This is a genomic window from Listeria ivanovii subsp. londoniensis, assembly GCF_000763495.1.
Classification (GTDB): domain Bacteria; phylum Bacillota; class Bacilli; order Lactobacillales; family Listeriaceae; genus Listeria; species Listeria londoniensis.
Map to the genome: position 1 here is coordinate 2,865,305 of NZ_CP009576.1, position 24,790 is coordinate 2,890,094.

The window sequence follows — 24,790 nt, forward strand, 5'->3', positions numbered from 1 at the left end:
TTATCCCTCCACTAATTCTCCAATTGCTTGGTAATCTTCCGCTTGAATCATTTTTTCAATATTATCGTTATTACTAAGCAAGGAAACAATTTTTTGAATGACTTTTAAATGTGCCTCACTAGAAGTTGCTGCGAGTCCAAATACTAATCGCACGGGATCATTTGCAGCGTGTCCGAAATTCACGCCTTCTTTTAATATGACTAGAGAAACTGCTGAATTTTCCACACCATCTGTTGGTCTTGCATGTGGTATGGCTATTTGAGGTGCAATGACAAAATACGCACCATTTTCATGATAAGACTCCACCATTTTTTCGACGTACTGTTCGCTTACATAACCTGCATTTACTAATAATTCTCCTGCTTGCGTGATAGCTTCGTCCGCTTTTGTTGCTGATCCATGCAGATTTACAAGCTCTTTATCCAAAAAAGACATATCTCTTCATCCCTTCTAACTAATTGATAGCGCTATCAATAACTTACACTTTTATTATAGATGTAGTATGACTGTTTAAAAAAGCCCAATTCCTTTCTTTTTGAAAGTGCAAAGAATAGACTGTTACATTTTGTTGTTAGCAGACATGCAAAAAAGCCAGCAGAACTTTTTATTGTCCAACTGGCTTTGTTGCTTTATTTTATTATTAACATTTCAGCAATTTCTGCTACTGTTTCTGCTTTTTCAATCTGCTCAAGCAAGTGATATTTCATAATTAAATTCGTAAGTTGACTTAATGCATTTATATGTGTGTAGGAGTCAATGGAAGCGAGCACAATAATTAATTTGACTTGATCTTTCGCTTTACTTGAAAATGAAACTGGTTGGCTTAGTCTAAGTAAGCTCATACCAACTCGATATGCCCCGTCCTCAGCAGAAGCATGTGGAAGTGCAATCCCTGGCGCAATAACAATATAAGGTCCTAGCTTCTCAATATTTTCAATCATTGCACTCTGATAATTTTTCGAGATATAACCTTCTTCTTGAAGCGACTTCGAAGCAATTTGAATAGCCTCACGCCAATCAGCAACACTATCTTTAAAAGTAATTCGCTCTTTTGGTAATAATTCTTTTAGTGTGGGTGATTTTTCTAATTGGCTGTCTGGTTGAACTTGAAATAACACAGCTTTTAACTTAGCTGCTAATTTTTCGCGGTCTTCTACTTTAGCATATTGATCAACAACATCAAGCACGGATGATAGCATGCGTGCATCTGAATCCTTCTGTAAAATATGCGGTGCTATTGCTTTCATAAGTTGTTGTTTTTGCACTTCTGTCACAATTGGACTAACAATAAAAACAGGTGCTTTTGGTTCGATAATTGGCAAAGTCGACACAATGAAGTCAGGCGAATAAATCCCCTTTTCAAATTCACGAATTGAAATTGGCTCTAAAATCTCCACGCGTTCACCCAGCAATTGCGATAATTGCCGCTCAATCATTCTCGAGGTCCCTACTCCTTTAGAACAAACAATCAGCAATTTCTTCCGTTCTACTAGAGTGTTGTTTTTTCGGGATAAGTAACCACCAAAAAGAATTGTCACATAGGCTACTTCATCTTCCGGAATCGTCTCATCCAAAAGTTCTTCCAGTGGTTCTAGTGACTTCTTAGTAATTTCATACACATCGCTATAACTTTGCTTAATATCTGCGCGCAAAGGGTTAATCCATTCTATTTGGAACTTTAATCGGTAATAAGCTGGTTGTAAATGTAGCAGTAAATCGTGTTTTAAACTCTGATGATCTTCAAAATTCACACAAGCAAGGCGCTCAAATTCGGCGATTATTTTCTCCACGATAATATTTAACTTTCCTTCAACCGCTGCACTATCATTCAAACGGCTAGCTCCGAGTAAAAGCTTTCCTAAATAAACAATCTCTGCATGATTAATTTGGAAGTCTTCTGTTATCTGTAGTTGCTGATAAATTTCTTCGGCAATTTCATATGAATCAATTTTGCTTTCGTCTTGTTCATTCAAATAACAGTCTTTTTTCATCCGTTCTTTAAAGAAGAAAATCATTATCCCGATTCGTTCGATAACTTCATCTGTATAACGAATACCGATTTTTTTCTCCGTCACTGCTAATATTTCAAAAATAATATCTAAGTTAGGAAATAGTTCTTTGTTTTTTATCATCGGATTGATTCTCATTAAATCGAGCAGTTGATCTGCTGTCGGAATTTCTTCGTTGTTCATGCAATAATGAATAAAAAATTGGCGGATGCTACGTTCGTCTCCTGTAACTATATTGCCGCGCTTTCGGTCGTATAAGAACTCTAAATTAAATTGCTTCAGAGCTAGTTTCAATTGCTTAATATCTTGCAAACTCGTATTTCGACTAACTTCATTACACTCATTTATTGTGTCGATTATCACTCTGGCATCAGTTACCAGCAGGAAAAATAAAATACGGATTCGACGCTCACTTGCTGTAAAAACTTTATGCCTCGTGTCCCTATTTTCAAGTAATTTTTTAATTGTTGGTTTTTCTTCTTCTAATAAATAATAGCCTTGAGCGCGGACAGATTGAATTCCATCCAGCCCGATATCATCTAGTTCTTTATTGATTTTTTCTACGTCATATTGTAACGTTCGCTTCGAGATGCCTAGTTCTTCTTGCAACTTCTCTGGCGCAAGATATACATTTGCTGCAACAAGTGACTCAAGCAGCGTCATACTTCTATCATCAAATTGTACCACTGATCTACCTCCTTGATTTCGGTCTAGAAGGTAAAAAGATATGTCTATCTTAAGGTTATGCGAAAATGTGAATTTTTTCAAGTGTATTATGATTTTATGTATAAAAAAACCGACAAAGCTAAAATAGCTTTGTCGGTTTGAAGTGTATCAGATATTATTTGCTGATGTTAGAAACAACGCCAGCGCCTACTGTACGTCCACCTTCACGGATGGAGAATTTTGTACCATCTTCAATAGCGATTGGTGCAATTAATTCTACTTCAAGTTCAATGTTATCGCCAGGCATAACCATTTCAGAACCTTCTGGAAGCGTAACAATACCAGTTACGTCAGTAGTACGGAAATAGAATTGTGGGCGGTAGTTGTTGAAGAATGGAGTATGACGTCCACCTTCTTCTTTAGTTAAAACATAAGTTTCAGCTTTGAAGTTAGTGTGTGGAGTAATCGAACCTGGTTTAGCTAATACTTGACCACGTTGGATATCTTCACGAGCAACACCACGTAGAAGTGCGCCAATGTTGTCGCCAGCTTCAGCGTAGTCTAGTAATTTACGGAACATTTCTACTCCAGTTACTACTACTTTTTTGCTTTCTTCTTCAATACCGATAACTTCTACTTCGTCACCAACTTTAACTTGTCCACGTTCAACACGTCCAGTTGCAACAGTTCCACGACCAGTGATTGAGAATACATCCTCAACTGGCATCATGAATGGTTTGTCAGTATCACGTTCTGGAGTTGGAATGTAAGAATCTACAGCTTCCATTAACTCATCAATTTTAGCTTCCCAATCAGCTTCACCTTGAAGTGCTTTAAGAGCTGAACCTTTGATTACAGGAATGTCATCGCCAGGGAATTCATATTCAGTTAATAGATCACGAATTTCCATTTCAACTAATTCTAGTAATTCTTCATCGTCAACCATGTCACATTTGTTCATGAATACAACGATATATGGAACACCAACTTGACGTGAAAGTAAGATATGTTCACGAGTTTGTGGCATTGGACCATCAGCAGCAGATACTACTAAGATAGCTCCGTCCATTTGTGCAGCACCAGTGATCATGTTTTTAACATAATCGGCATGTCCTGGGCAGTCAACGTGTGCATAGTGACGAGTATCAGTTTGGTACTCAACGTGAGCAGTAGAGATTGTGATACCACGTTCTCTTTCTTCTGGAGCACCATCAATTTGGTCATAAGCTTGTGCATCAGCATAGCCTTTTTTAGCAAGTACAGTTGTAATTGCAGCAGTTAAAGTAGTTTTACCATGGTCAACGTGTCCAATAGTACCAATGTTAACATGGGGTTTAGAGCGGTCAAATTTTTCTTTTGCCATTTTAAAATATCCTCCTCGATAATTCAATAATTATTTTTTACTCAGCTTAAATTTAAACTAAGTAATACTTCTAACTAAAGTTATACTTGATGTTACGAAAAAAATCAATTAATCTTCTTTGTTGTTTCCACCATTAGCTTTAATGATTTCTTCAGCAATAGATTTAGGAACTTCTTCATAGTGGTCAAATTGCATAGTGTATACACCACGACCTTGCGTACCTGAACGAAGGTGAGTTGCATAACCAAACATGTTTGCAAGTGGTACAAATGCGCGAACAACTTGAGCGTTACCGCGAGCTTCCATACCATCTACACGACCACGACGGGAAGTAATATTACCCATGATATCACCAAGATATTCTTCTGGGATAACAACCTCTACAGCCATCATTGGCTCAAGGATTACTGGGTCACATTTCTTAGCAGCATTACGTAATGCCATTGAAGCAGCCACTTTGAAGGCCATTTCATTGGAATCGACGTCATGGTAAGATCCGTCGTAAAGTTTTGCTTTGATGTCAATCAGTGGATATCCTGCAAGTACACCATTATCTAGCGCGCCTTCAAGACCTGCTTGTACAGCTGGGATGTATTCACGTGGAACAACCCCACCAACGATTGCATTTTCAAATTCAAATCCTTTACCTTCTTCGTTTGGTCCGAATTCAATCCAAACGTGACCGTATTGTCCACGTCCACCAGATTGACGTACGAATTTACCTTCAACTTGAGCAGATTTACGGAATGTTTCACGATAAGAAACTTGTGGATCACCAACGTTAGCTTCAACGCGGAATTCACGTCTCATACGGTCAACAAGGATGTCAAGGTGAAGTTCACCCATACCGGAGATAAGTGTTTGGCCAGTTTCTTGGTCCGTTTCAGCACGGAAAGTTGGATCTTCTTCCGCTAGTTTCGCAAGAGCTTGCCCCATTTTATCTTGGTCAGCTTTCGATTTAGGTTCGATAGCTACTTGGATAACTGGTTCTGGGAATTCCATGGATTCTAAGATAATTTGATCTTTTTCATCACATAAAGTGTCCCCAGTAGTTGTATCTTTAAGGCCAACAGCAGCAGCGATATCACCAGCGTATACGATTGAAATCTCTTCACGGTGATTAGCATGCATTTGAAGGATACGTCCAACACGTTCACGTTTACCTTTAGTCGAGTTTTGTACATAAGAACCTGAGTTCAAAGTACCTGAATAAACACGGAAGAAAGTTAAGCGTCCAACATAAGGGTCAGTCATAACTTTGAATGCTAGGGAAGAGAATGGTTCTGAATCATCAGCATGACGAGCAGCTTCTTCTCCATCAGGCAATACGCCGTTAATAGCTGGAACATCTGTTGGTGCTGGAAGGTAATCAAGTACTGCATCTAACATTGGTTGAACACCTTTGTTTTTGAATGCTGTACCACAAACTACAGGATAAAACTCAACGTCAAGTGTTCCTTTACGAATACCTGCTTTAAGTTCTTCTTTTGTAATTTCTTCGCCTTCTAGATATTTCATCATTAGCTCTTCGTCAAGCTCAGCAACGGCTTCCACTAACTTACCGCGGTATTCGTCTGCTAATTCTTTCAGATCAGCTGGAATTTCTTTAATATGAGGATCATTACCTAAATCATCTTCGTAATATAATGCGTTCATTTCGATTAAGTCAATGATACCTTCAAATGTATCTTCGGCCCCGATTGGGAGTTGGATTGGATGCGCATTAGCAGCCAAACGTTCATGCAAAGTTCCTACAGAATATAGGAAGTCTGCGCCGATTTTGTCCATTTTGTTGACGAATACTACACGAGGAACCCCGTAAGTAGTAGCTTGACGCCAAACTGTTTCTGTTTGTGGTTCTACACCAGATTGTGCATCTAGAACCGCTACAGCACCATCAAGTACACGAAGCGAACGTTCAACTTCAACTGTGAAGTCTACGTGTCCGGGTGTATCGATAATGTTTACTCGGTAGCCTTTCCACTGAGCTGTTGTCGCAGCAGAAGTGATAGTAATACCACGCTCTTGCTCTTGCTCCATCCAGTCCATTTGAGAAGCACCTTCATGGGTTTCACCAATTTTGTGAATACGCCCTGTATAGAAAAGGATACGTTCAGTAGTGGTAGTTTTACCCGCATCAATGTGGGCCATGATACCAATATTACGAGTCTTTTCTAAGGAGAACTCTCTAGCCATGTTGTATTTCTCCTTCCATTAAAACAATTTTTCAGGCAATAAGCCCGGAATTTGTCAGTGATTTTTTTACCAACGATAGTGCGCGAATGCTCTGTTAGCATCAGCCATTTTGTGTGTATCTTCGCGTTTCTTAACAGAAGCACCAGTATTGTTGGCAGCATCCATGATTTCGCGAGCAACACGTACTTCCATTGTTTTCTCTCCACGAAGGCGAGCATAATTTACTAACCAACGAAGACCAAGAGTAGAACGACGGTCAGCACGTACTTCGATAGGTACTTGATAGTTAGCACCACCTACACGGCGAGCTTTAACTTCAAGAAGAGGCATGATGTTTTTCATAGCTTGTTCAAATACTTCCATTGGATCTTTACCAGTTTCTTGTGCAATGATATCGAATGCGGAATACAGGATAGCTTGAGACTTTCCACGTTTTCCGTCAACCATCATTTTATTGATTAAACGAGTTACTAGTTTCGAATTATAAATCGGATCTGGTAACACGTCACGTTTAGTAACAGGACCTTTACGAGGCATCGGATATCCTCCTTTCATATTTTATAAGTATTATTTTTTAGGTTTTTTCGTACCGTATTTAGAACGGCTTTGTCCTCTATTTTCAACACCAGCTGTATCAAGAGCTCCACGAACGATATGATAACGTACCCCTGGTAAATCTTTTACACGTCCACCACGAATAAGAACAACACTATGTTCTTGTAAGTTGTGACCAATACCAGGAATGTAAGCTGTTACTTCAATACCATTACTCAAACGTACACGGGCATATTTACGAAGCGCCGAGTTAGGTTTTTTAGGAGTCATGGTACCAACACGAGTACATACGCCACGTTTTTGCGGAGAGTTAACATCTGTTAGTTCTCTTTTAAAACTGTTTAGGCCCTTGTTCAAAGCAGGTGATGTAGATTTTTTAATTTTAGATTGACGAGGTTTGCGTACTAATTGGTTAATTGTAGGCATGGGATAAATTCCTCCTTCCTTGTTTAGTAGTTCCACACATCCAGGTGGTTCATTTTTTCGGTAAAATAAAATGGCTGTAAGATCGACCTACAACACTTTTTTATTTTCAGACCTCTGTTTATAGTAGAGGCACCTTGAATATAGTAACACCTTGACGCTTGGATGTCAAGGTGTTACTTGAAATTAACTAAGTCCATTCAACCGCTGATATAAATCTTTCGCGTAGCTGTCGGTCATGCCGCAAATGAAATCTGTTACGAGTAGTAGGCGGAGATACAGTTTCATCGTTTCGCTCTCGCCTTCTGCATTTTTGCGGTAACAACCTAGATAGTTATCGGAAATTAAAGTTAATAAGCGTTTATCCTTAGCAGTTTGGCGTTCTGGAGTCTCACTATCATAATAAATGACTGCTGGGATGAAAGTTTCGAGTAGTTTGGAGATAATTTCGTTGCCAGCGATTTCAGATTCGACAATACCTTTATCTTGGTAAATATACGTATATGAGAGGCTTTGCAAGATATGGACAAGTTGTTCTGCTTCTGAAGCGTCAATTAGTGAATCGTTAAAAGTTCCCGCCATTATTGCTTTATAGTTTGCGTAAAACACTTCGAGTGAGCGATTAATGAGCTGACCACGGACATTGGATGCCAACCATTGCTGCACGATAAAACTTTCTTCTTGTCCTTCGTAGCGTTCGCTTTTTTTCTTGAGTTCGTTGTAACATGCAACAGTAACTTTATTATGCTCTTCCACTTCTTCAAAACCTTTTAAAATTTGTGTAATATTGACAATGCCTTTTTTCACACCATCTTCTAGGTCCGCATTGAGGTAAGCAATATCGTCTGCTACTTCGAGTAAATAAGTTAGTGGATGACGATTATCTAGTGCTTCCGTTGCCGTAGTTATTTCATTAAATAATGACTCATCTGCATAAAAATAGCCTAATTTTTTACTTTTGATTTGGTTTTTATTTATTTTCAAGGAAGAAACTGGGTATTTTATGACAGCATTCAGGGTTGCAAACGTTAGATTTAGTCCATATTGATCAAAAAGATAATGCAGTTTTGACACAACGCGAAGCACTTGAGCGTTACCTTCGAAGTAATAAAAATCTTCTTTCATTTGCGATGTTAAAATTTCGGCTAAACTTTTATTTTTATAAGTGATAGTTGCTAGATTATCTCGGAACCACTCGCGAATGCTTTCTTCACCAAAATGACCAAATGGCGGATTACCCATATCATGTAAGAGTCCTGCACAAGCAAGAATCTCTGGAATTTTATCAGCATGGTCCTTTGTAAAATCTTCATCTAGCTTTTCTTCTTGAATTGTGTGGGTTACCATGTTCCCCATCGACTTAGCAATTGTACTTACTTCCATTGAATGCGTCAGTCGAGTACGGACAAAGTCACTTTTTTCTAGTGGAAACACTTGCGTTTTATCTTGCAAGCGGCGAAATGATGCGCTCATGACGATTCGTTGGAAATCATTTTCGAAAGCGCTACGTACGTCGGTATTTTTAGAGCGTGTAATACCTGATTCGCGGCGGCGTTTGTCATTTAAAAGTTTATCCCATTTCATTTATATCACGTCCTTTATAGGTTGCTTAATTTTTCCATTTCTATTTTCGAAAGTCTATGTACGGTCCATTCTGACATTTTTTTTGCACCGATTTTCTCGTAAAAGTCCATTCCTGATTTATTTTCGTTGAGGCACCACCATTCGAACCTACCACAGCCCCGCGACAAGGCAAGCTTTGAAAGATACGTAAAAAACTGTGTTCCAAATCCATTGCCACGCATTTCAGGGATGATATAAAGGTCTTCTAGGTAAAGCCCTTTTTTCCCTAACAAGGTGGAGTAATTATGGAAGAATAGCGCGAACCCCACAGATTGGTCTTTGTATTCTGCCATAATGACCTCAGCTGCTTTTTGCTGAAAAAGAGTATCTCGTAAGCCCGATTCTGTTGCATTTACATCTTGCTCTATCCCTTCATGTTTTGCTAGTTCTAAAATATAATGTAGGATTAACGCCGTGTCGGATTCTGTCGCATTTCGAAAAGTAAGTTTGAACATTCCTGTTGCCCCTTTTATTTTTAATTTAAGTATAAGCTAGTATTGCCATTGTATCAAACAAAAAAAGTGTTGCAGCTAGTTATCTCAAAGTTTAGAAATTGACTGCAAGGGGAAAAGAATATAAATTTCAAAATAGGGGGAATTCATTTGTTTAAAAAAATAATTTGGACCAGTTTCTCTTTAGCACTGGTTTTGTTTTTATTCCCAGTTGTTAGCTCAGCCGCAACTTCAGGTGATTTCGAATATACTGCAAACGGAAATGAAGCTACGATTACTGACTATACCGGGACAGCCGCTGATGTAACTATCCCTGCTACAGTTGGTGATAATAACGAGTATGTTGTCACAGCTATTGGCGATTCTGCTTTTTATTTAAAAGGATTGACTGCTGTTTCTATTCCTGATTCTGTAACTACTATTGGTACCGGGGCTTTCACGCGTAATTCTTTAACAGAAATTGTCCTTCCAAATTCGGTACAGTCCATTGGTCAAAACTCCTTCAGTACAAACCAAATTGAAAAGATAACTCTTTCAAATTCACTTACATCTATACCTAGATTTTCTTTTTTAGCTAATAAATTAAAAACTGTTCAAATACCTGCAAATGTTCAAAGCATCGATGAATCAGCATTCGAAAATAACTATATTACTGACATAACTATCCAAAATCCTAATATCCAACTTGCATATCAAGCTTTTGCTGCTCAAACGATTTTAAGCAAATTGATTGTCCCAAGCGATAAAATATTACCGCTAGAAAACTATATTCATTTCAATGATGCATCTTCGCAATTAACAATGAACAATTTGACAGTAACTGATTTATCTGACGGGGTTACTTATGATTCCGCAAAAAATGCACTCGTCTTTTCGGCAGAACCAAGAGAATCTACCTTCTCGCTTTACACCGGGACTAATCGCTATGATTCTTACTATGACATTTCTGAATACGGTCCTTCTGGAAAACCAATTATCTTGTTTGAATATACCCAACCCGTCATTGTCACATATAAAGATGAATCTGGTACAGAGCTCGCTAGTTCAACAAGAATTGACGGAACTATCGGTGACTCATATACCTCCACTCCAAAAACGATAGACGGATATACTTTAAAAGAAACTACTGGTAATCCTACTGGCCAATTCACAAATACAACTCAAAATATAAGTTATATTTATGAAAAAAACCCAATTCAAAATGGTACGGTAAATGTGAAGTACCAAGATGAATCAGGCAACTCACTAGCACAAGATACTATTTTAACTGGAGAAATTGGTAGCACTTATCAAACAGAAAGTAAAAACATTACCGGATATAAACTAACAAAAATAAACGGTAATGAATCTGGCACATTTAGCGCGGACCAAACAATTGTCACATATGTATATGAAAAAACAGCCAGTGACGATAATAATTCAAGTGGTCAGGGCGAGGCTACGAATAATAGCGAAATAAACTCAGAAAAAGCTGACTCCCCTTCCGCAACTACGCAAATGAAAGCGAGTAATAGTACACTTCCAAAAACAAGTGATACGAGTGATAATTTTCTTTTTGCAGTAGGTGGTTTACTTACAGCACTCGCAACTGGAATATTATTTTTCAAAAGAAATTAATCTAAAAAACAAGCCCTAGGAACCCAATTGGATCCTAGGGCTTTCTATTTTGTCTCGTTATGATTTCAAGGTTTTTACACAGGCTGCTTTATCTATTGCCCTGAAGAAATAGGAGCCTGCAACAAGGATATCAACACCAGCTTGTTTGCATGTTTCGGCAGTTGCTTTGTTTACTCCCCCGTCTACTTCAATACTGTAACTACCACGATTTTTGCGGCGCCAGTTATCAAGGTAGCGCATATTTTCTATTGTAGACTCAATAAACGTTTGCCCACCAAAGCCAGGATTTACAGTCATTTGGAGCACTAAATCAACATCCCCTAAAACAGCCTCCAACATGCTTGCCGGAGTCCCAGGATTAAGCACTACCCCCGCTTTACAACCGGCTTGTTTGATTTGTTGAATGACACGATGGATGTGCGGAGCTGCTTCAATATGCACGGAAATAATGTGCGCTCCCGCCGCGGCAAATTTTTCAATATAGTTTTCTGGATTTGCGAGCATTAAGTGAACATCAAGAGGAATGGTCGCTGTTTTGCCAATTTGCTCAACCATGTCAATCCCAAAGGTTAAATTGGGGACAAAATGACCGTCCATGACATCAATATGAAGGTAGTCAGCTCCTGCAAGTTCTGCTTCTTTAATGGAATTTGCCATATTCATATAGTCGGCTGCAAGTAAAGATGGCGCTACGAAAGTCATACGCGCACACCGGCTTTCGTAATAACAGCCTCTACACGATTAGCGACATTTTCTGCTGTGAAACCATACGCATTAAACAAGTCTTTTGCTGGTGCTGATGCGCCGAAGTGGTCAATTCCTAACATATCGCCTTCTGAACCGATAAACTCTTTCCAGCCAAATGTAGTTCCGGCTTCAATTGCGAATCTAGCTGTCACTTCTTTTGGTAAAATACTTTCTTTATAGTCTGCGCTAGTTTTTTCAAAGCGTTCCCAGCTCGATAAACTAACAACGGAAACATCTACTTCTCTTTTCGCTAGTTCTTTCTTCGCTTCAATAGCAAGTGATACTTCCGAACCAGTGGCGATAATAATGGCATCTGGTTGCGCATTATTTGCCGGAGCAACCACATAAGCTCCTTTTTCTACCCCTGCATCTACTTCGGCTTGATTATTTTCAAGCACCGGTAAGTCTTGACGGGATAACACAAGTGCAATTGGTCCAGCTGTATTTGTAGCAGCAAGTTCCCAAGCAGCACGTGTTTCTTTTGCATCAGCCGGACGAATCACGGTAAGCCCTGGCATAGCACGTAGCGAGGCTAAATGCTCGATTGGTTCATGGGTTGGACCGTCTTCTCCAACTGCGATACTATCATGTGTGAATACATAGGTTACTGGAAGTTGCATAAGGGCCGCCATCCGCATTGCTGGGCGAACATAATCCGAGAAAACAAAGAAGGTAGAGCCAAATACACGTAATCCGCTATGCAAGGCCATTCCGTTTAGCATTGCTCCCATTGCAAATTCACGTACTCCAAACCAGATATTTTTGCCGGCTGGATCTGCTTTGCTATACGCTGGACTAGCATCAATAAATGTTTTATTAGAGCAACCTAGGTCAGCGGAACCTCCAAAAAGTTCTGGTAATTCAGCCGCAATTGCGTTAATCATTTTTCCAGATGCAGAACGAGTCGGGGCACTTGTTCCAGCTTCAAAAGTTGGTAAATTCACATTCCAGTCTGCTGCTACTTCCCGAGCTAAAACACGGTCTAACTCACTTGCGAGTTCGGGGAATTCTTTTTTGTAATTAGTTAACATCGTGTTCCAAGCACCTTCTAATTTTTCACCGCGCGCTTTGTAATTCCTTAAGTAATCGCGAACTTCAGTTGGTACTGTAAATGGTTCTTCTGTCCAGTCATAATGTTCCTTAGCACCGCGCGCTTCTTTTTCGCCAAGTGGGGCCCCGTGACTTGCAGAGCTGCCCGATTTAGTTGGCGCGCCGTAGCCGATGACTGTTTTTACTTCAATTAGCGTTGGCTTCGAAGTTTCTAATTTTGCTTGGACAATTTTTTCTTGGATGGCGGCTAAGTTATTGCCATCTTCCACGCGAAGCACTTGCCACCCGTATGCGCGGAAACGATCTGCGGCATTTTCACTAAAAGTAGCACTCAGGTCGCCATCTAAACAAATATCATTGGAATCATATAAAACGATTAATTTTCCTAGTCCAAGGTGTCCGGCAAGTGACGCTGTTTCTGATGCTACACCTTCCATTAAATCGCCGTCACCACAAATTGCATACGTATAATGATCCACAATTGGGTAATTAGGTTGATTGTACTGAGCTGCTAAATGAGACTCCGCCAGCGCCATTCCAGCCGCCATACCAATTCCTTGTCCGAGCGGTCCACTTGTTGCATCAACACCAGCTGTCCAACCAAATTCTGGATGTCCTGGTGTTAAGCTGTCTAATTGACGAAATGACTTTAAATCTTCCATTTTTACGTCATAACCAAATAAATGAAGCATGCTATAAAGTAATGCTGAACCATGTCCCGCTGATAAAACAAAACGATCACGGTTAAACCATTCTGGATTTGCTGGATTAAATACTAAATGTTTTGCAAATAGCATATAAGCCATTGGCGCTGCACCCATTGGCATTCCAGGATGCCCTGAATTTGCTTTCTCAATCATATCAATTGATAACGAACGAATCGTGTCTACTGCTTGTCTGTCTAATGTTTTTTTCAAAACTGTCATCTCCCTTAAATTCTTTGTGCTTATTTACACATGTTTTTCTACGTCAGACCAAATGTGTACAAGTCTTTCTGAGTAACTTGTTTTATCTCGGTCGTGAAATAGTGCGGATGTTCCTAACACATAAATATCTGGTAAACAGTCGCGCATCAAACCTACTGTTTCTTTATTAATGTTGCCATCTACTTCGATTAATGGCACATGGACTTTTCCGGCTAATTTTGCTTTTAAGTCTCGCAATTTTTGAAGCACATCTGTTTGAAACTTTTGTCCTGCAAAGCCGGGATTTACCGTCATCATCAACACCATTTCCACATCATTTAAATAAGGATAAATTGCTTCGATGGGTGTTTCTGGATTAATTGCAATGGAAGGTTTGATATTATAAGAACGGATTTTCCTAATCACTTCTGTTACATCGTCCGCCACTTCTACGTGAAAAGAAATGTATTCTGGCTTCACTGGACCAAACATATCAATATATTTAAGTGGGGTAATTGTAGCCAAATGTATGTCTAACGGAATTTCTGTATTGTTTCGCACTATTCCCAAATGTTCAGGGCCAAGTGCAAGATTATTCACATATACACCGTCCATCACATCACAGTGTAGTAGTTCCACGCCAGCTGATTCAAGACGCTTAAGTTCATCTCCTAAATGTAGTTGATCAGCACACATAATTGAAGCGGCTATTTTCCTCATTTTCATCCTCACTTTCTTTCAAGTTCAGTAATTTTATCCAAGCGACGTTTATGACGATCTCCAGCAAAAGTCGCTTCAAGCCAAGTATCAACAATTAAAAGCGCCAAACCTTCGCCAATTACGCGCTCGCCTAGGCAAAGAATATTACTATTATTATGCTCACGAGTAGCACTCGCTGAAAAAGCATCAGAAACAACTGCTGCACGTATTCCGTCGACTTTGTTAGCCGCAATACTCATGCCAATCCCCGTTCCACAGCATAAAATCCCCAGTTCAGATTGTCCGCTAACTACTTGATTGGCAACCTCTTCTGCATAAGATGGAAAATCGACACTATCATCCGTATATGTTCCAATATCAACAACTTCGATATCTTTTTCGCGTAAATGTTTCACAATGGCATCTTTTAGTCTACGTCCGCCGTGGTCACAACCAATTGTTAATTTCATTTAATTTCACCTTCATTAATAGATTTTTTTCTTTTAACGCCTTATAATGAAATGGAACCGAGAACATACGCGAATATGCTCTCGGCTCATTTCTAAGGATGACTACTGTAAAACATCTGAGCCCGAGAAGCTTTGGATTCGTTTGCACGGTTATCCTTTTTTGATGTTTTTTCATACAGCTCATCCTCCGTTATTCAGATTTCACTAATACTTTAATTTCATTTCCTGCCATGACCGCTTCGAAAGCCTCGCGCCAGTCATCTAATCCGTACACTTTTGTAATCATTTTGTCTGTATTGATTTTGCCATTTGCAAGTAAGTCTAGTGCTAAAATCCATGAAGAAGGTTTTTGTGAGCGACTGCCGATATAAGCAATCTCACGTTGAATAATTGATTCTTCATCAATCGCATTTTTCTTTTCAGCAAAAAGTCCTACTTGAACAAAATCGCCTTTTTTCTTCGTTAGTGGTAATCCTTGATTTACTGCTGGGACTGCGCCAGAACAATCAAATACTCGTTCAGCTCCGTAACCATCTGTCATGCCAAGCACAACTTCAGCCAAGTCTTCTTTCAAGGTATCAACAATCCGGTCCATTCCTAATTCTTTTGCTAAGCGTAAACGGTCGCTATCTTTAGTAATTCCTGCCATAATCACCGTAGCTCCTTGCGCTTTCACAACTTGAGCGAGTAATAACCCGATTGGTCCTGGTCCGAAAACAAGTACTGTATCATCAGGGCGAATCGTTGTTTTTTCAAGTGCAGAGTGAACACAGCATGCAAGTGGTTCTGTAAGTGCAGCCGCTTCCAGTGAAATCCGCTCATCTAACACATGACAACTTTCCTCGCGAGATAAAACAAATTCTGCAAAACTACCATTTGCTTGTGTACCAATGCCGCGACGATTGCTACATAAATTGTAATCATGTTCTTTACAATAAATACATTCCTCACAAGTTTCAAAAGTTGTTTCACTTGTGACGCGGTCTCCCACTTTGATACTAGTTACATCTGGACCAACTTCTACGACTACACCTGAAAATTCATGTCCGAGTGTAACTGGTGTTGTTGGATTTTTATATTCACCTTTGAATGTATGGATATCTGATCCACAAATCCCAGTGAAGGCTACTTTGATTTTCACTTTGTCGCCATAAGCTTGTGGTTCTTCCACATCTTTTAGCTCCATTTGGTCATATCCGGGGTTTGTTTTTACTACTGCTTTCAAATTAATCGTCACCTTTCTGAGGCAATATCATCACTTTGTTATAATCATGTTCTCTTGAAAGAATCATCTCAAACGCTTCTTTCGTTTCTTCTAGTTTATAACGATGCGAAATCAGTGGTTTTAGTTTAATTCGACCTTGTTTGACAAATTCTATCGAAGTACGCCACTCTTCACCTGGAAACGGCGCCGAGTAAGAGTTCCAAAAACCTTTAAGCGTTAATTCGCGTCTGAAAATATTTTCAAAAGCTTCTTCATGTAAAAGTACATCTGCGTAAGCTATTCCGAGGAAACCGACTTTGCCTTTTTTCTTCGTTACAAGGAGACATTGTTCTTGGGTGATTTTGGAACCGGCACATTCTAGCGCGATGTCAGCACCAAGACCATTCGTATAAGCTAAAACGCGTTCTTTCAGGTCTTCGTTTTTTGGATTAATCGTGTATCTGCAACCAAATTCCTTCGCATCTGCTAACTTCTTATCACTGATATCAACAGCGATAATATCTTTCACACCAGCGAGAAGTAAACATTGCACGACTAAAATTCCAATCGTCCCAATCCCAAACACGATAACTGTATCACCAAGTCTTGGTTCGATTCCAAGTACCCCATGCATTGACACAGCTAGTGGTTCAATCATTGCACCTTCTTCAAAATCAAGGTCGCCAATAGAAATGACGTTATCAGCTTTCATTACCACATTTTCGGCAAATCCTCCGTGGAAATGTGAGCCCACCATGCGGTAATTGTCACATAGCGAGAAGTCGCCCGCTTTACAATAATTACATTCCATACATGGTTCTAGTGGAATACCTGCAACACGGTCACCGATAGCTCTATTTTCCACTTCGCTACCTACTTCTGTAATCACACCCGAAAATTCGTGTCCCATAACAGCCGGCAGTGGATATTTCCAGCGCGTCTGCATTTTGTGAATATCTGATCCGCATATTCCGACCGCTTTTACCTCCACACGTACTTGATCTTTCTCGCAAACCGCTTCATCAATTTGTTCTGCTTTTATTACATTATTCTCGTATAACACAGCTGCTCGCATGTTACTCATCACCTCTTCTATATCATTAAAACAAAACTTAGAAAATTGCTGCCCAAGCTTGAGAGAATTTAAGAATAACCCAGTTAAAGAAGTTACCACCCATATCAAGCGTACTTACTTGAGTTGCTCCTTTAGGGAATTCATAAACGCCTTTCATCATTTCTGTATGAACAAGACCAAAGTCAGTTGCCATAAGAAGTGCCAGTGCAATAACTACAGTTCCAGCTAAAACAGAGTGAAGAATGTTACCTTTACGAGATGCTACAACGAATGATACGTAAAATGGAATAGTTGCCAAGTCACCAAATGGAAGTACTTTGTTACCTGGAATGATAACAGCTAAGAAAAGAGTGATCGGAACAAGGATTAAACCAGTAGAAATATTCGCTGGGTGACCAATTGAAAGTGCAGCGTCAAGTCCGATATAAAGTTCGCGGCCTTTGAAGCGAGATTTCATGAATTCACGAGCAGATTCCGAAATTGGAATTAAACCTTCCATTAAAATTTTAACCATACGAGGCATTAAGAACATTACTGCACCCATTGACATACCAAGTTGTGCAACTGCCCCTACGTCATACCCTGCAAGAAGACCAATTGCAATACCTAGAATAAGTCCCATCATCATTGGTTCCCCGAAGATACCAAAACGTTTTTGAATTGTTTCCGGGTCAACGTGAATATTTTTGATTCCAGGAATTTTAGCGATTAGCCATCCAACTGGAATACCGATGAAACCGAATGCTGCTGTTGAACCTGTTGGTAAGGAGATCCCTTTTAAGCCGTAAAATTCTTCTACCATAGGTTGTGTTCTATCAGCCATCCAAAGAACTGCAACTTCATAGATGATTGCACAAAGAATCGCGAACCACCAGTTACCGCCAGTTACGATATAACCAGTTGCACCTGCTGCGATAAAGTGCCAATAGTTCCAAATATCAATATCTAACGTTTTTGTTACTTTAAAGAAGATAAGTGCTAAATTGACTGCTAAACAAATTGGAATTAAAATTGCTGCAACTGGGGAAGCCCATGAAGCTGCCGCTGCGGCTGGCCAACCAGCGTCAATGATTGTTAAGTTCAGACCAAAGCGCTCAACCATTTGTTGCGCCGCTGGACCTAAATTGCTAGATAGTAAACTAATAACAAGGTTAATACCTACAAATCCGATACCTATCGTAATCGCGGAACGAAGCGCTTTTTTCGCTGGTACTCGGAAAATTAATGCAATAAAGAAAATCATAATCGGCAAAATAACTGTAGGCCCCAAGTTTAAAACATACTGTACTCCTGCTAGAAGTGTATCCATTTAATATTTCCTCCTTTTTTCTCTGTTTACGTTTTATTCCTAAACTCCCTTGCGCCCCTAATTATTTAAGGTGCGCAAGTATTTCTTCGTCAAGCTCTTCCATACCCATACCAGTGATGTAAGAAGTTGCAATAATAGCTGGGATTTTGTATGTTGTTGGTAAAATTGTTGTTGATACAATCAAATCTGCTCCGTCTTGCATAGATGCTGCTTCAGAAATTTTGATTTGTTTTACTTCTGCATCGACATTATGTTCCTTCACCAAACGTTCTACTCGATCCGTTACTACTGTTGATGTTGCAATTCCTGCTCCACAAGCTACCAAAATTTTAAATTGTCCCATGATAAATTCCTCCTAATTAATTGCTGCGATTTCCTCGCGGCTAATTTTCCTGTTTTTTTAAACGGTAATCGCTTCCAAAATTTGTTTTACTTCTGCTTCATCTTTCGCTCTAAGTAATGCGGTTACATTTTCCTTGTCTTGAATCGTCCCCATCAATTGTTGAAGTACCGCGAGCTGGCTGTGAGGTTCATTTAGTCCCAGCACGAAAATCAAATTCGCTTCAACCGTTTGACCTGCATCTTCCATAAGCTTGAATGGGATGCCGTCTTTCACAGTGATTACGGCAATAAATTGTTCCGTAACGCATTCTGGATCCGTATGCGGTAAAGCCACCCCGTATCCATCTAATTTTAGCCCCGTTGGAAAGGTTTTTTCACGGTCTGTTAGTCTAGTCAAAAAGTCATCCGTTACATACCCTTCTGACTTTCCACTTTCTGCGACCATTTGGAATAGGTCCTCTTGCTTATCAATGTCCGATTGAACCCAAACCATTCCTTTTTTCAAAAATTGTACTAAATCCATTACGAAATCCTCCTGTAATTCTTTCTGACTTCTCTACATTGTCTTTTTTGTTTCCAAGTCCGTGAAGTTTTTTATTATTTGATGCATTTCTTTTGTACTCTTAGCATCCGCGAGCTTTTTAAGTGCTTTTTTGTTCTCCGATAATTCCATCAATTGTAGTAAAGCTGTGAAGTGAGCATTTTTATCAACAGCTGCAATGACGACGATAAAATGCAAGTTATTACCGCCTTCCACTGGCAAACCTTCTTCCAGATAAAGCAAGCTCATTCCAAGACTCTTAACTCCTTTTTCCGTTTCAGCATGAGGGATAGCTATGGTATTTCGGAGGATGATGTTCATAATCGGTGCCGGGTATTGCCGTTTCATTTCATCCACATATCGCTCTTCCACTGCTCCCGCCGAAAGTAACGGTGAAGCCGCATAATGTATTGCCTCATGCCAGTCTGCCACTGATTTCTTCCGGGTAATTCGCGTATCTTCAAGTAAATCTGCGAGAGAGCTTTTATTTGAATTGGTGGATGTAGTTTCTTCTGGAACTGGCGTTAAGTAATCTGCTAGGACTTTTTCAAGACGAGCAGCATCTTTAATTTCAGCAAATTTGGAAATAGTTTTCATTAATTGATCAACGCTGATATTTACCTCGTCCACTAAGTAAACTGACCGCATCACTCGGCGCCTTAGCTCCAAGCGTTCTTTCCCGTCCATTAATTGGTTAATTAGGAAAAATTTCTTGTCCGTCGAAAGTGGCACTGCGGAAAATACAATGTCATATCCTACTTTTGTTTGTTCAAATTCCCGAATCGACATCGCTTGATAGAAAAATATTTCTGGGAAAAGGCTGCGTAATGTTTTTTCCATTAATCTCGAAATCGATAACCCATTCGGACAAACTACTACTGCTTTTAATCTTGTTTGTAGCTTCTCAGTAGATTCAATTAAATGCCCTCCAATGAAAAGGGTGATAAAAATGCTTTCGTTTTCTGGAACCTTGCTACCAATAAAACGTTCTAAAGGTACAAGCGACTCTTTCACGATGTAATGCACGGCTTGGAATTCTTGATCAATCTTGTCTAAAATGCTGTAATCTGTTGTAAGATGATACTTAATTCGATAATACGCAGGTTTAATATGTGCAAACAATTTTTCCAGTAACGATTCTCTGTCTACTAGTTGAATACAAGCCTTCTTTTCAAATTCACTTAGAACTTGTTCCAGTGCAAGCCTTAACTTATGTGTTTCCTCTGATTTCAAATACTGTTTTGGCAACACATTGGAAGTTAAAAGTTGTAACGTGATGTACATCCGCTCTGCTTCTGGCATATTGGGCTCTTCTTCAATCAAAATCTCCGCAGCTCCGTATTCCCGCGTATCTGACAATTCATTGTAGTCAATCAGGAAAGATGTCGTAATCGTTTGCCCTTTTTTCATTCGGCGAAAAACAGCTTCCAGAATATAAGGCAGTATTTGCATTTTATTGTCAATAAAATGCAAATTCAGATGATGCTCCACTTGTTCTAATTTTTCCCTAAGGTCTTTAATTCTTACTTCCTCTACTTGCATAAAATCTTGTAAATACTCTTCTCCACCAAAACTCTCTATGATGTGTTCTGCCGCATAAATGAGCGCTGTCCGCTGATTCCACTCGTCCCCATCAATCAAATAACCACGCATTCTAGAATATTTCACTTCTAGGTTAAATTTATCGAGTGTTTTTTGTACCAGCTTCAAATCTCGTAATACGGTATTCTTGCTCACCTCCAACTCGCTGATAAAGTGATTAAGGGACAATTCTTCACTTCCTGTGGTTAGCATGAGGATGATTAGACTAGCGCGCTCTTTTTCGGATGGAATGTACCAATCTGTTTTTTCGCCATCTTCCTCACCAATGATTTGAAACAGGTCAGGTTCTACGATAAATCGACCATTCGCTGCACGGTGAATCTTTGGATAGGTCTGTTCCTCTAGCCAATTATTAATTTTTTGGAAACTATAGTCGACTTGTCTTCGAGTTAAACCGAATTTCGCTTGCAAGTTTGTACTCGATGTGTCAGGATGCCGTAATAGCTCTTTTAAAAGTGAATTACTTCTCTCATCCAAATACATGTGAGTTCCCTCCTGTTCGTTTTTATTATAAGGCTAATTTTAGTAAAAATGTACACGCTTTCATCCCAATAACTTGCGGAAAGAATGTACATCATTGGGCTTTACTTGTGACTTTTTTAACAATGCCCATATTTGAAAATGGTGGTTTATCGCCTATAGAGCTTGTCATATGAAGGTTCTGCTAAACTTTTATTCGACGGGAAAAATCTAGTTTGAAACAAAAATGAGAATCAAGTTGGGGCAATTTTGGGGATATCTTCCATCTTCATCATACAAAAAACACTTCTTTCTTTCTACAAATTCTGTAAAAAAATACACAAAAAGATGGTGTAAATGATAAAAAATACCATTTACACCATCTTCACTTTTTTATTTTCTTTTTTGTTTATCGACCCTTAAGATACTTTTATTAAAGTTTTTAAATGGTGCTCCATGTTTTATTTTCATTTTTGGGAACGATTTTAACATTCGGCGCTCATTAAATTTGAGTTTCCGCATACTGGAAGCGAGCTCGGAATCTTGTTTCCGTTTTGCTTCTAGTTCAGCAATTTTCATGTCGATACTTTCTTGTTTTTTCAAAAATCCTTCTTCAAATTCTTTCGCGCGCTCTTTCACACTTGCTTTTAGTTCATTCGCTTGCTCATTTAGCTTCTCATTAAATTCGGCAAGTGCTTTTTGGAAAGATAGCATACTTGTCACAGATTTAATTGTATCGAACAGCATCAGAACAACAATAAGCACAGGAACGATCCAACCACTCCAACTCAAAATCCAATCAGCAAATTGAGTTACAAGCGGATGCAGGAAACGCACGACAATAATGCACGCAAATCCCCAAAAAATCGAAATCGGTAAGCAAATCCGCCCTTTTACATTCAGTGGCCAGTTGTGGTAATCCCACCATGTCGTATGAAAAAGTGCTTCTAAAATAGTGGCTGTTACGTACTCAATCGCCGTACAAATAATCATTGAAAAAATAAATAAAGCCCATAAATTATTTTGAAACGGTAAAATCAGCATTAAAACAGCTGTTACCCCAAACCCGTAAATGGGGCAATATGGTCCATAAAGAAAACCGCGATATACTAACTTCTTCTCTGAGATGGAACAAAAAATCTCTTCCCAAGCCCAACCCAGCACAGAATAAATGAAGAAGTATAGAATAAACATGTTGATATCCATATTCTCATCTCCCTTTTTGTGGTATTTTTCACAATACTTCTTCATTATAACAGAAATAAAAACCTTCAACTATTGCTAGTCAAAAGTTTCTAATTGGACTTGCTTATATTTTGGTAATTTATTCTTTGCTTCGGTGTAAGCATGATGGATTAACGCGCGAATAAGTTCTTTGTCTTGTTCTTTCTCTAGTAGCACTGAAATCCAAACCCGCTTGTTCATGTAGTATCCGAGAACGACAGCTGGATTTTCAGCACGAAGTTGTTCACTTTTTTCCGCATCACATTTTAACGTCAAAATCTGGTTTCCAGCATTATCTGTGCCGCGCATTGCCATTAACTGGTCCAACACGTGATAACGCCCTGCCTGCCACTCTTCTTTAAAACTGTACTGCACTCCTGGAAGTTCGGTCATCTCTTTTTTAATCCAACCAAATTCCTCACTCATTGTTTGGCTCCAAAATCATAATTTTATTTCCATCTGGGTCAAGTAGATTTAGCTCTCGACCGCCCCATTCAGCAACCCGCGGCTCAGGTGTTTCGACGCCTTTAGTTTTAAGCTCTTGATACATATCATCTAAATTCGTATCACATGAGAAAACAAATTCCACTTTAGATTCACTTGCTTTTCCCCATTTACCACTATTCCAGACAATAATCCCTGGTGCATTTTCCGAAAAACCTAATTTCGCTCCATCAAAATTATCGTAGCCTTCAAAAACAATCGGAATTCCTAATTTCTCGTGATAAAAAGCGACAAGTCCAGCTGGATCTTTAGTAGAAATATTCGTACAAACAAATTCATTTATCATTTAAAGCACCTCCATCTGGCTAGTTTAGCAAAGCCTTTTTTATTTTAATTGTACATTTGCGACATTTTGCAGAAAAATTTGCTTCATTTCTTCTGGCGTATGATTGCTATATCGTTTAAATTGTTTAATTAAATGTGCCTGATCAGCAAACCCGTTCATATAAGCTAGTTCAGTGCCGGTAAGAGTCGGATTTCCATATAATGATTGTAATACTTTTTGAAAACGAATCAATTTGGCAGTTTGTTTCGGCGCCAGTCCTACATGTTTTTGAAATAATCGTTCTAGTTGGCGCCCTGAAATTGTCCCTCCCGTAGATTGATTTGGATTTTGTAAAAGCTGATCTAAACTATTTAAAAAATCTGGATGCATTGCTTTATTAAGTAGTATTAATTTTTGTAATAAAAATTCTTCTAATAGCTTTATTCGCTGTGAATTTGTAGTTGTTTCCGCAAATTCTTCTCTGAAAAAACTTCTAAATCCAGCAAACATTGCTTCTGGCTCATTCATTTGATTAAGGCTTCCTACTAAGTCTGGTTCTACAAATAAAAATAATGACCAAGCATAGAATCTTACAGCAAAAAGCTCCGAACTACTCTCGTCTATTGATTCAAAAGCCGCATCACTTACACCGACAAACATGGCGTCTTGAGCTACACCAGTCTGGCTATCAATTGTAAAAATAATATCCGCACATAAATCAGGGATAACTAAATTATTTCCCGGGAAATCACTTTCCTCAGCTTCCCAAAAACAACGAATATAGCTAGTAAGCGACGCGCTCGGAAAGTATTCTTTATATCCAGCACGCTTTGGTGTGGCTACAATTGGATGAAACATCGTCAGCTTTGCCATTAAGAATACCCCCTTTTCACCATAGTACCACAAATTTTTCTCTTTAATCATGCTTCTTTCTTTTATTTATGGGTATTTAGATACTAAGAGGAAAACTTATGAGAGGGTGATACAAAATGTCTGCTTACAAACGTATTCTTGTTGGTGTTGATGGTTCAAATGAGGCCGAAGCGGCACTAAGACGTGCTGTTCAGTTTGCAAAAATGGACGGAGCCACACTCGGTATTGGCTTTGTCGCTGATGTTCGCCGGATTGCACCACTGATTGATTATGAACAAACCTATGCTAAAAAAGCCAAAGCCTACGGGGAAGAATTAGTCGAAATGTACAAAAAGGAAGCCGAGAAAGCTGGCGTTCCACATGTAGAAACTTTTGTTCACTTCGGCACACCAAAAAGCACTTTTAACAAAAAAATCACACGTAATTTTGAACCTGATTTAATTTTAGTTGGAGCTACAGGACTCTCTGCAACAGAACAATTTATTCTTGGTAGCGTTTCTGAGTATACCGCGGCTCATGCACCTTGTGATGTCATTATTGTTCATGCGAAACCATGGCGTAATAGAAAAACTGTCGAAAAACTCTAATTCATGTATAATGAAAGTATTGATTATACG

General features: G+C 39.1%; 25 protein-coding genes. 2 read left to right on the top strand and 23 right to left on the bottom strand.

Annotation, left to right across the window (positions count from 1 at the left end; all coding sequences use genetic code 11):
* The 8 genes from JL53_RS14185 to JL53_RS14220 form a co-directional block, all read right to left on the bottom strand.
* A complete protein-coding gene (locus JL53_RS14185) occupies positions 1-435 on the bottom strand; it encodes a PTS sugar transporter subunit IIA (protein ID WP_038407949.1) in 435 nt (144 codons plus the stop codon).
* A gap of 194 nt (positions 436-629) precedes the next feature.
* Entirely contained in the window at positions 630-2,696 is a 2,067-nt protein-coding gene (locus JL53_RS14190) for a BglG family transcription antiterminator (protein WP_038407950.1), read from the bottom strand.
* A gap of 154 nt (positions 2,697-2,850) precedes the next feature.
* A complete protein-coding gene (gene tuf, locus JL53_RS14195; protein WP_038407951.1) occupies positions 2,851-4,038 on the bottom strand; it encodes an elongation factor Tu in 1,188 nt (395 codons plus the stop codon).
* Between the two features lie 108 nt (positions 4,039-4,146).
* Positions 4,147-6,234 carry an elongation factor G gene (gene fusA, locus JL53_RS14200; protein ID WP_038407952.1) on the bottom strand — a complete coding sequence of 696 codons (2,088 nt, stop codon included), beginning with the start codon at positions 6,232-6,234 and terminating at the stop codon, positions 4,147-4,149.
* Between the two features lie 66 nt (positions 6,235-6,300).
* The gene (gene rpsG, locus JL53_RS14205; protein ID WP_003753956.1) at positions 6,301-6,771 is read right to left on the bottom strand and encodes a 30S ribosomal protein S7; all 471 of its coding nucleotides are present in this window, start codon (positions 6,769-6,771) and stop codon (positions 6,301-6,303) included.
* A gap of 30 nt (positions 6,772-6,801) precedes the next feature.
* Positions 6,802-7,215, bottom strand: a complete 414-nt coding sequence (rpsL, locus tag JL53_RS14210) for a 30S ribosomal protein S12 (RefSeq protein WP_003720973.1) — start codon at positions 7,213-7,215, stop codon at positions 6,802-6,804.
* Positions 7,216-7,398: 183 nt separating this feature from the next.
* The gene (locus JL53_RS14215) at positions 7,399-8,796 is read right to left on the bottom strand and encodes a deoxyguanosinetriphosphate triphosphohydrolase (protein WP_038407953.1); all 1,398 of its coding nucleotides are present in this window, start codon (positions 8,794-8,796) and stop codon (positions 7,399-7,401) included.
* 14 nt (positions 8,797-8,810) lie between these two features.
* Positions 8,811-9,290, bottom strand: a complete 480-nt coding sequence (locus JL53_RS14220; protein WP_038407954.1) for a GNAT family N-acetyltransferase — start codon at positions 9,288-9,290, stop codon at positions 8,811-8,813.
* Positions 9,291-9,437: 147 nt separating this feature from the next.
* Here JL53_RS14220 and JL53_RS14225 point away from each other — a divergent pair, with 147 nt between their 5' ends.
* Entirely contained in the window at positions 9,438-10,904 is a 1,467-nt protein-coding gene (locus JL53_RS14225) for a MucBP domain-containing protein (protein WP_038407955.1), read from the top strand.
* 57 nt (positions 10,905-10,961) lie between these two features.
* On the opposite strand, the gene rpe is transcribed toward JL53_RS14225, so the two are convergent.
* From rpe to JL53_RS14300, 15 genes are all read right to left on the bottom strand, one after another.
* A complete protein-coding gene (gene rpe / locus JL53_RS14230) occupies positions 10,962-11,606 on the bottom strand; it encodes a ribulose-phosphate 3-epimerase (RefSeq protein ID WP_038407957.1) in 645 nt (214 codons plus the stop codon).
* Positions 11,603-13,618 carry a transketolase gene (tkt, locus tag JL53_RS14235; protein WP_038407958.1) on the bottom strand — a complete coding sequence of 672 codons (2,016 nt, stop codon included), beginning with the start codon at positions 13,616-13,618 and terminating at the stop codon, positions 11,603-11,605. Before tkt ends, rpe begins: the two co-directional genes overlap by 4 nt.
* 33 nt (positions 13,619-13,651) lie before the next feature.
* Positions 13,652-14,326, bottom strand: a complete 675-nt coding sequence (locus JL53_RS14240) for a ribulose-phosphate 3-epimerase (RefSeq protein WP_003720977.1) — start codon at positions 14,324-14,326, stop codon at positions 13,652-13,654.
* A gap of 8 nt (positions 14,327-14,334) precedes the next feature.
* Positions 14,335-14,775: a ribose 5-phosphate isomerase B gene (gene rpiB, locus JL53_RS14245; RefSeq protein WP_038407959.1), complete on the bottom strand. Its 441-nt coding sequence runs from the start codon at positions 14,773-14,775 to the stop codon at positions 14,335-14,337.
* The gene (locus tag JL53_RS14250) at positions 14,753-14,950 is read right to left on the bottom strand and encodes a hypothetical protein (protein ID WP_038407960.1); all 198 of its coding nucleotides are present in this window, start codon (positions 14,948-14,950) and stop codon (positions 14,753-14,755) included. Before JL53_RS14250 ends, rpiB begins: the two co-directional genes overlap by 23 nt.
* Positions 14,951-14,965: 15 nt before the next feature.
* Positions 14,966-16,000 (bottom strand): zinc-binding dehydrogenase, encoded by a 1,035-nt coding sequence (locus tag JL53_RS14255; RefSeq protein WP_038407961.1) that lies wholly within the window; start codon positions 15,998-16,000, stop codon positions 14,966-14,968.
* 1 nt (position 16,001) lies between these two features.
* Positions 16,002-17,054, bottom strand: a complete 1,053-nt coding sequence (locus JL53_RS14260) for a galactitol-1-phosphate 5-dehydrogenase (RefSeq protein WP_038407962.1) — start codon at positions 17,052-17,054, stop codon at positions 16,002-16,004.
* A gap of 37 nt (positions 17,055-17,091) precedes the next feature.
* Positions 17,092-18,363, bottom strand: a complete 1,272-nt coding sequence (locus tag JL53_RS14265; RefSeq protein WP_014093847.1) for a PTS galactitol transporter subunit IIC — start codon at positions 18,361-18,363, stop codon at positions 17,092-17,094.
* Positions 18,364-18,424: 61 nt separating this feature from the next.
* Positions 18,425-18,706, bottom strand: coding sequence for a PTS sugar transporter subunit IIB (locus tag JL53_RS14270; RefSeq protein ID WP_003749772.1), 282 nt, complete (start codon positions 18,704-18,706; stop codon positions 18,425-18,427).
* A gap of 57 nt (positions 18,707-18,763) precedes the next feature.
* On the bottom strand, positions 18,764-19,228 hold the full coding sequence (locus JL53_RS14275; protein WP_038407963.1) for a PTS sugar transporter subunit IIA: 465 nt from the start codon (positions 19,226-19,228) through the stop codon (positions 18,764-18,766).
* 33 nt (positions 19,229-19,261) lie between these two features.
* Complete coding sequence (locus JL53_RS14280; protein WP_038407965.1) at positions 19,262-21,331, bottom strand: BglG family transcription antiterminator; 2,070 nt, start codon at positions 21,329-21,331, stop codon at positions 19,262-19,264.
* 369 nt (positions 21,332-21,700) lie between these two features.
* The gene (locus JL53_RS14285) at positions 21,701-22,513 is read right to left on the bottom strand and encodes a putative ABC transporter permease (RefSeq protein WP_038407966.1); all 813 of its coding nucleotides are present in this window, start codon (positions 22,511-22,513) and stop codon (positions 21,701-21,703) included.
* 75 nt (positions 22,514-22,588) lie between these two features.
* On the bottom strand, positions 22,589-22,957 hold the full coding sequence (locus JL53_RS14290; protein WP_003720988.1) for an MmcQ/YjbR family DNA-binding protein: 369 nt from the start codon (positions 22,955-22,957) through the stop codon (positions 22,589-22,591).
* Positions 22,950-23,321 (bottom strand): VOC family protein, encoded by a 372-nt coding sequence (locus JL53_RS14295; protein WP_003720989.1) that lies wholly within the window; start codon positions 23,319-23,321, stop codon positions 22,950-22,952. Before JL53_RS14295 ends, JL53_RS14290 begins: the two co-directional genes overlap by 8 nt.
* A 39-nt stretch (positions 23,322-23,360) precedes the next feature.
* Positions 23,361-24,173, bottom strand: coding sequence for a helix-turn-helix domain-containing protein (locus JL53_RS14300; RefSeq protein ID WP_038407967.1), 813 nt, complete (start codon positions 24,171-24,173; stop codon positions 23,361-23,363).
* Positions 24,174-24,289: 116 nt separating this feature from the next.
* Here JL53_RS14300 and JL53_RS14305 point away from each other — a divergent pair, with 116 nt between their 5' ends.
* Entirely contained in the window at positions 24,290-24,760 is a 471-nt protein-coding gene (locus JL53_RS14305; protein WP_003720991.1) for a universal stress protein, read from the top strand.
* The last annotated feature ends 30 nt before the right edge of the window (positions 24,761-24,790 follow it).

What these genes read in the sequence shown, in the direction of transcription:
- JL53_RS14275 (WP_038407963.1), bottom strand. Translation starts at nt 19,228, where the DNA reads ATGGATTTAGTACAATTTTTGAAAAAAGGAATGGTTTGGGTTCAATCG.
- JL53_RS14220 (WP_038407954.1), bottom strand. Translation starts at nt 9,290, where the DNA reads ATGTTCAAACTTACTTTTCGAAATGCGACAGAATCCGACACGGCGTTA.
- tuf (WP_038407951.1), bottom strand. Translation starts at nt 4,038, where the DNA reads ATGGCAAAAGAAAAATTTGACCGCTCTAAACCCCATGTTAACATTGGT.
- JL53_RS14285 (WP_038407966.1), bottom strand. Translation starts at nt 22,513, where the DNA reads ATGGATATCAACATGTTTATTCTATACTTCTTCATTTATTCTGTGCTG.
- JL53_RS14300 (WP_038407967.1), bottom strand. Translation starts at nt 24,173, where the DNA reads ATGGCAAAGCTGACGATGTTTCATCCAATTGTAGCCACACCAAAGCGT.
- rpe (WP_038407957.1), bottom strand. Translation starts at nt 11,606, where the DNA reads ATGACTTTCGTAGCGCCATCTTTACTTGCAGCCGACTATATGAATATG.
- fusA (WP_038407952.1), bottom strand. Translation starts at nt 6,234, where the DNA reads ATGGCTAGAGAGTTCTCCTTAGAAAAGACTCGTAATATTGGTATCATG.
- rpsL (WP_003720973.1), bottom strand. Translation starts at nt 7,215, where the DNA reads ATGCCTACAATTAACCAATTAGTACGCAAACCTCGTCAATCTAAAATT.
- JL53_RS14270 (WP_003749772.1), bottom strand. Translation starts at nt 18,706, where the DNA reads ATGGGACAATTTAAAATTTTGGTAGCTTGTGGAGCAGGAATTGCAACA.
- rpsG (WP_003753956.1), bottom strand. Translation starts at nt 6,771, where the DNA reads ATGCCTCGTAAAGGTCCTGTTACTAAACGTGACGTGTTACCAGATCCG.
- JL53_RS14295 (WP_003720989.1), bottom strand. Translation starts at nt 23,321, where the DNA reads ATGATAAATGAATTTGTTTGTACGAATATTTCTACTAAAGATCCAGCT.
- JL53_RS14290 (WP_003720988.1), bottom strand. Translation starts at nt 22,957, where the DNA reads ATGAGTGAGGAATTTGGTTGGATTAAAAAAGAGATGACCGAACTTCCA.
- JL53_RS14265 (WP_014093847.1), bottom strand. Translation starts at nt 18,363, where the DNA reads ATGGATACACTTCTAGCAGGAGTACAGTATGTTTTAAACTTGGGGCCT.
- JL53_RS14185 (WP_038407949.1), bottom strand. Translation starts at nt 435, where the DNA reads ATGTCTTTTTTGGATAAAGAGCTTGTAAATCTGCATGGATCAGCAACA.
- rpiB (WP_038407959.1), bottom strand. Translation starts at nt 14,775, where the DNA reads ATGAAATTAACAATTGGTTGTGACCACGGCGGACGTAGACTAAAAGAT.
- JL53_RS14260 (WP_038407962.1), bottom strand. Translation starts at nt 17,054, where the DNA reads ATGCGAGCAGCTGTGTTATACGAGAATAATGTAATAAAAGCAGAACAA.
- JL53_RS14215 (WP_038407953.1), bottom strand. Translation starts at nt 8,796, where the DNA reads ATGAAATGGGATAAACTTTTAAATGACAAACGCCGCCGCGAATCAGGT.
- JL53_RS14240 (WP_003720977.1), bottom strand. Translation starts at nt 14,326, where the DNA reads ATGAGGAAAATAGCCGCTTCAATTATGTGTGCTGATCAACTACATTTA.
- JL53_RS14250 (WP_038407960.1), bottom strand. Translation starts at nt 14,950, where the DNA reads ATGAAAAAACATCAAAAAAGGATAACCGTGCAAACGAATCCAAAGCTT.
- JL53_RS14305 (WP_003720991.1), top strand. Translation starts at nt 24,290, where the DNA reads ATGTCTGCTTACAAACGTATTCTTGTTGGTGTTGATGGTTCAAATGAG.
- JL53_RS14280 (WP_038407965.1), bottom strand. Translation starts at nt 21,331, where the DNA reads ATGTATTTGGATGAGAGAAGTAATTCACTTTTAAAAGAGCTATTACGG.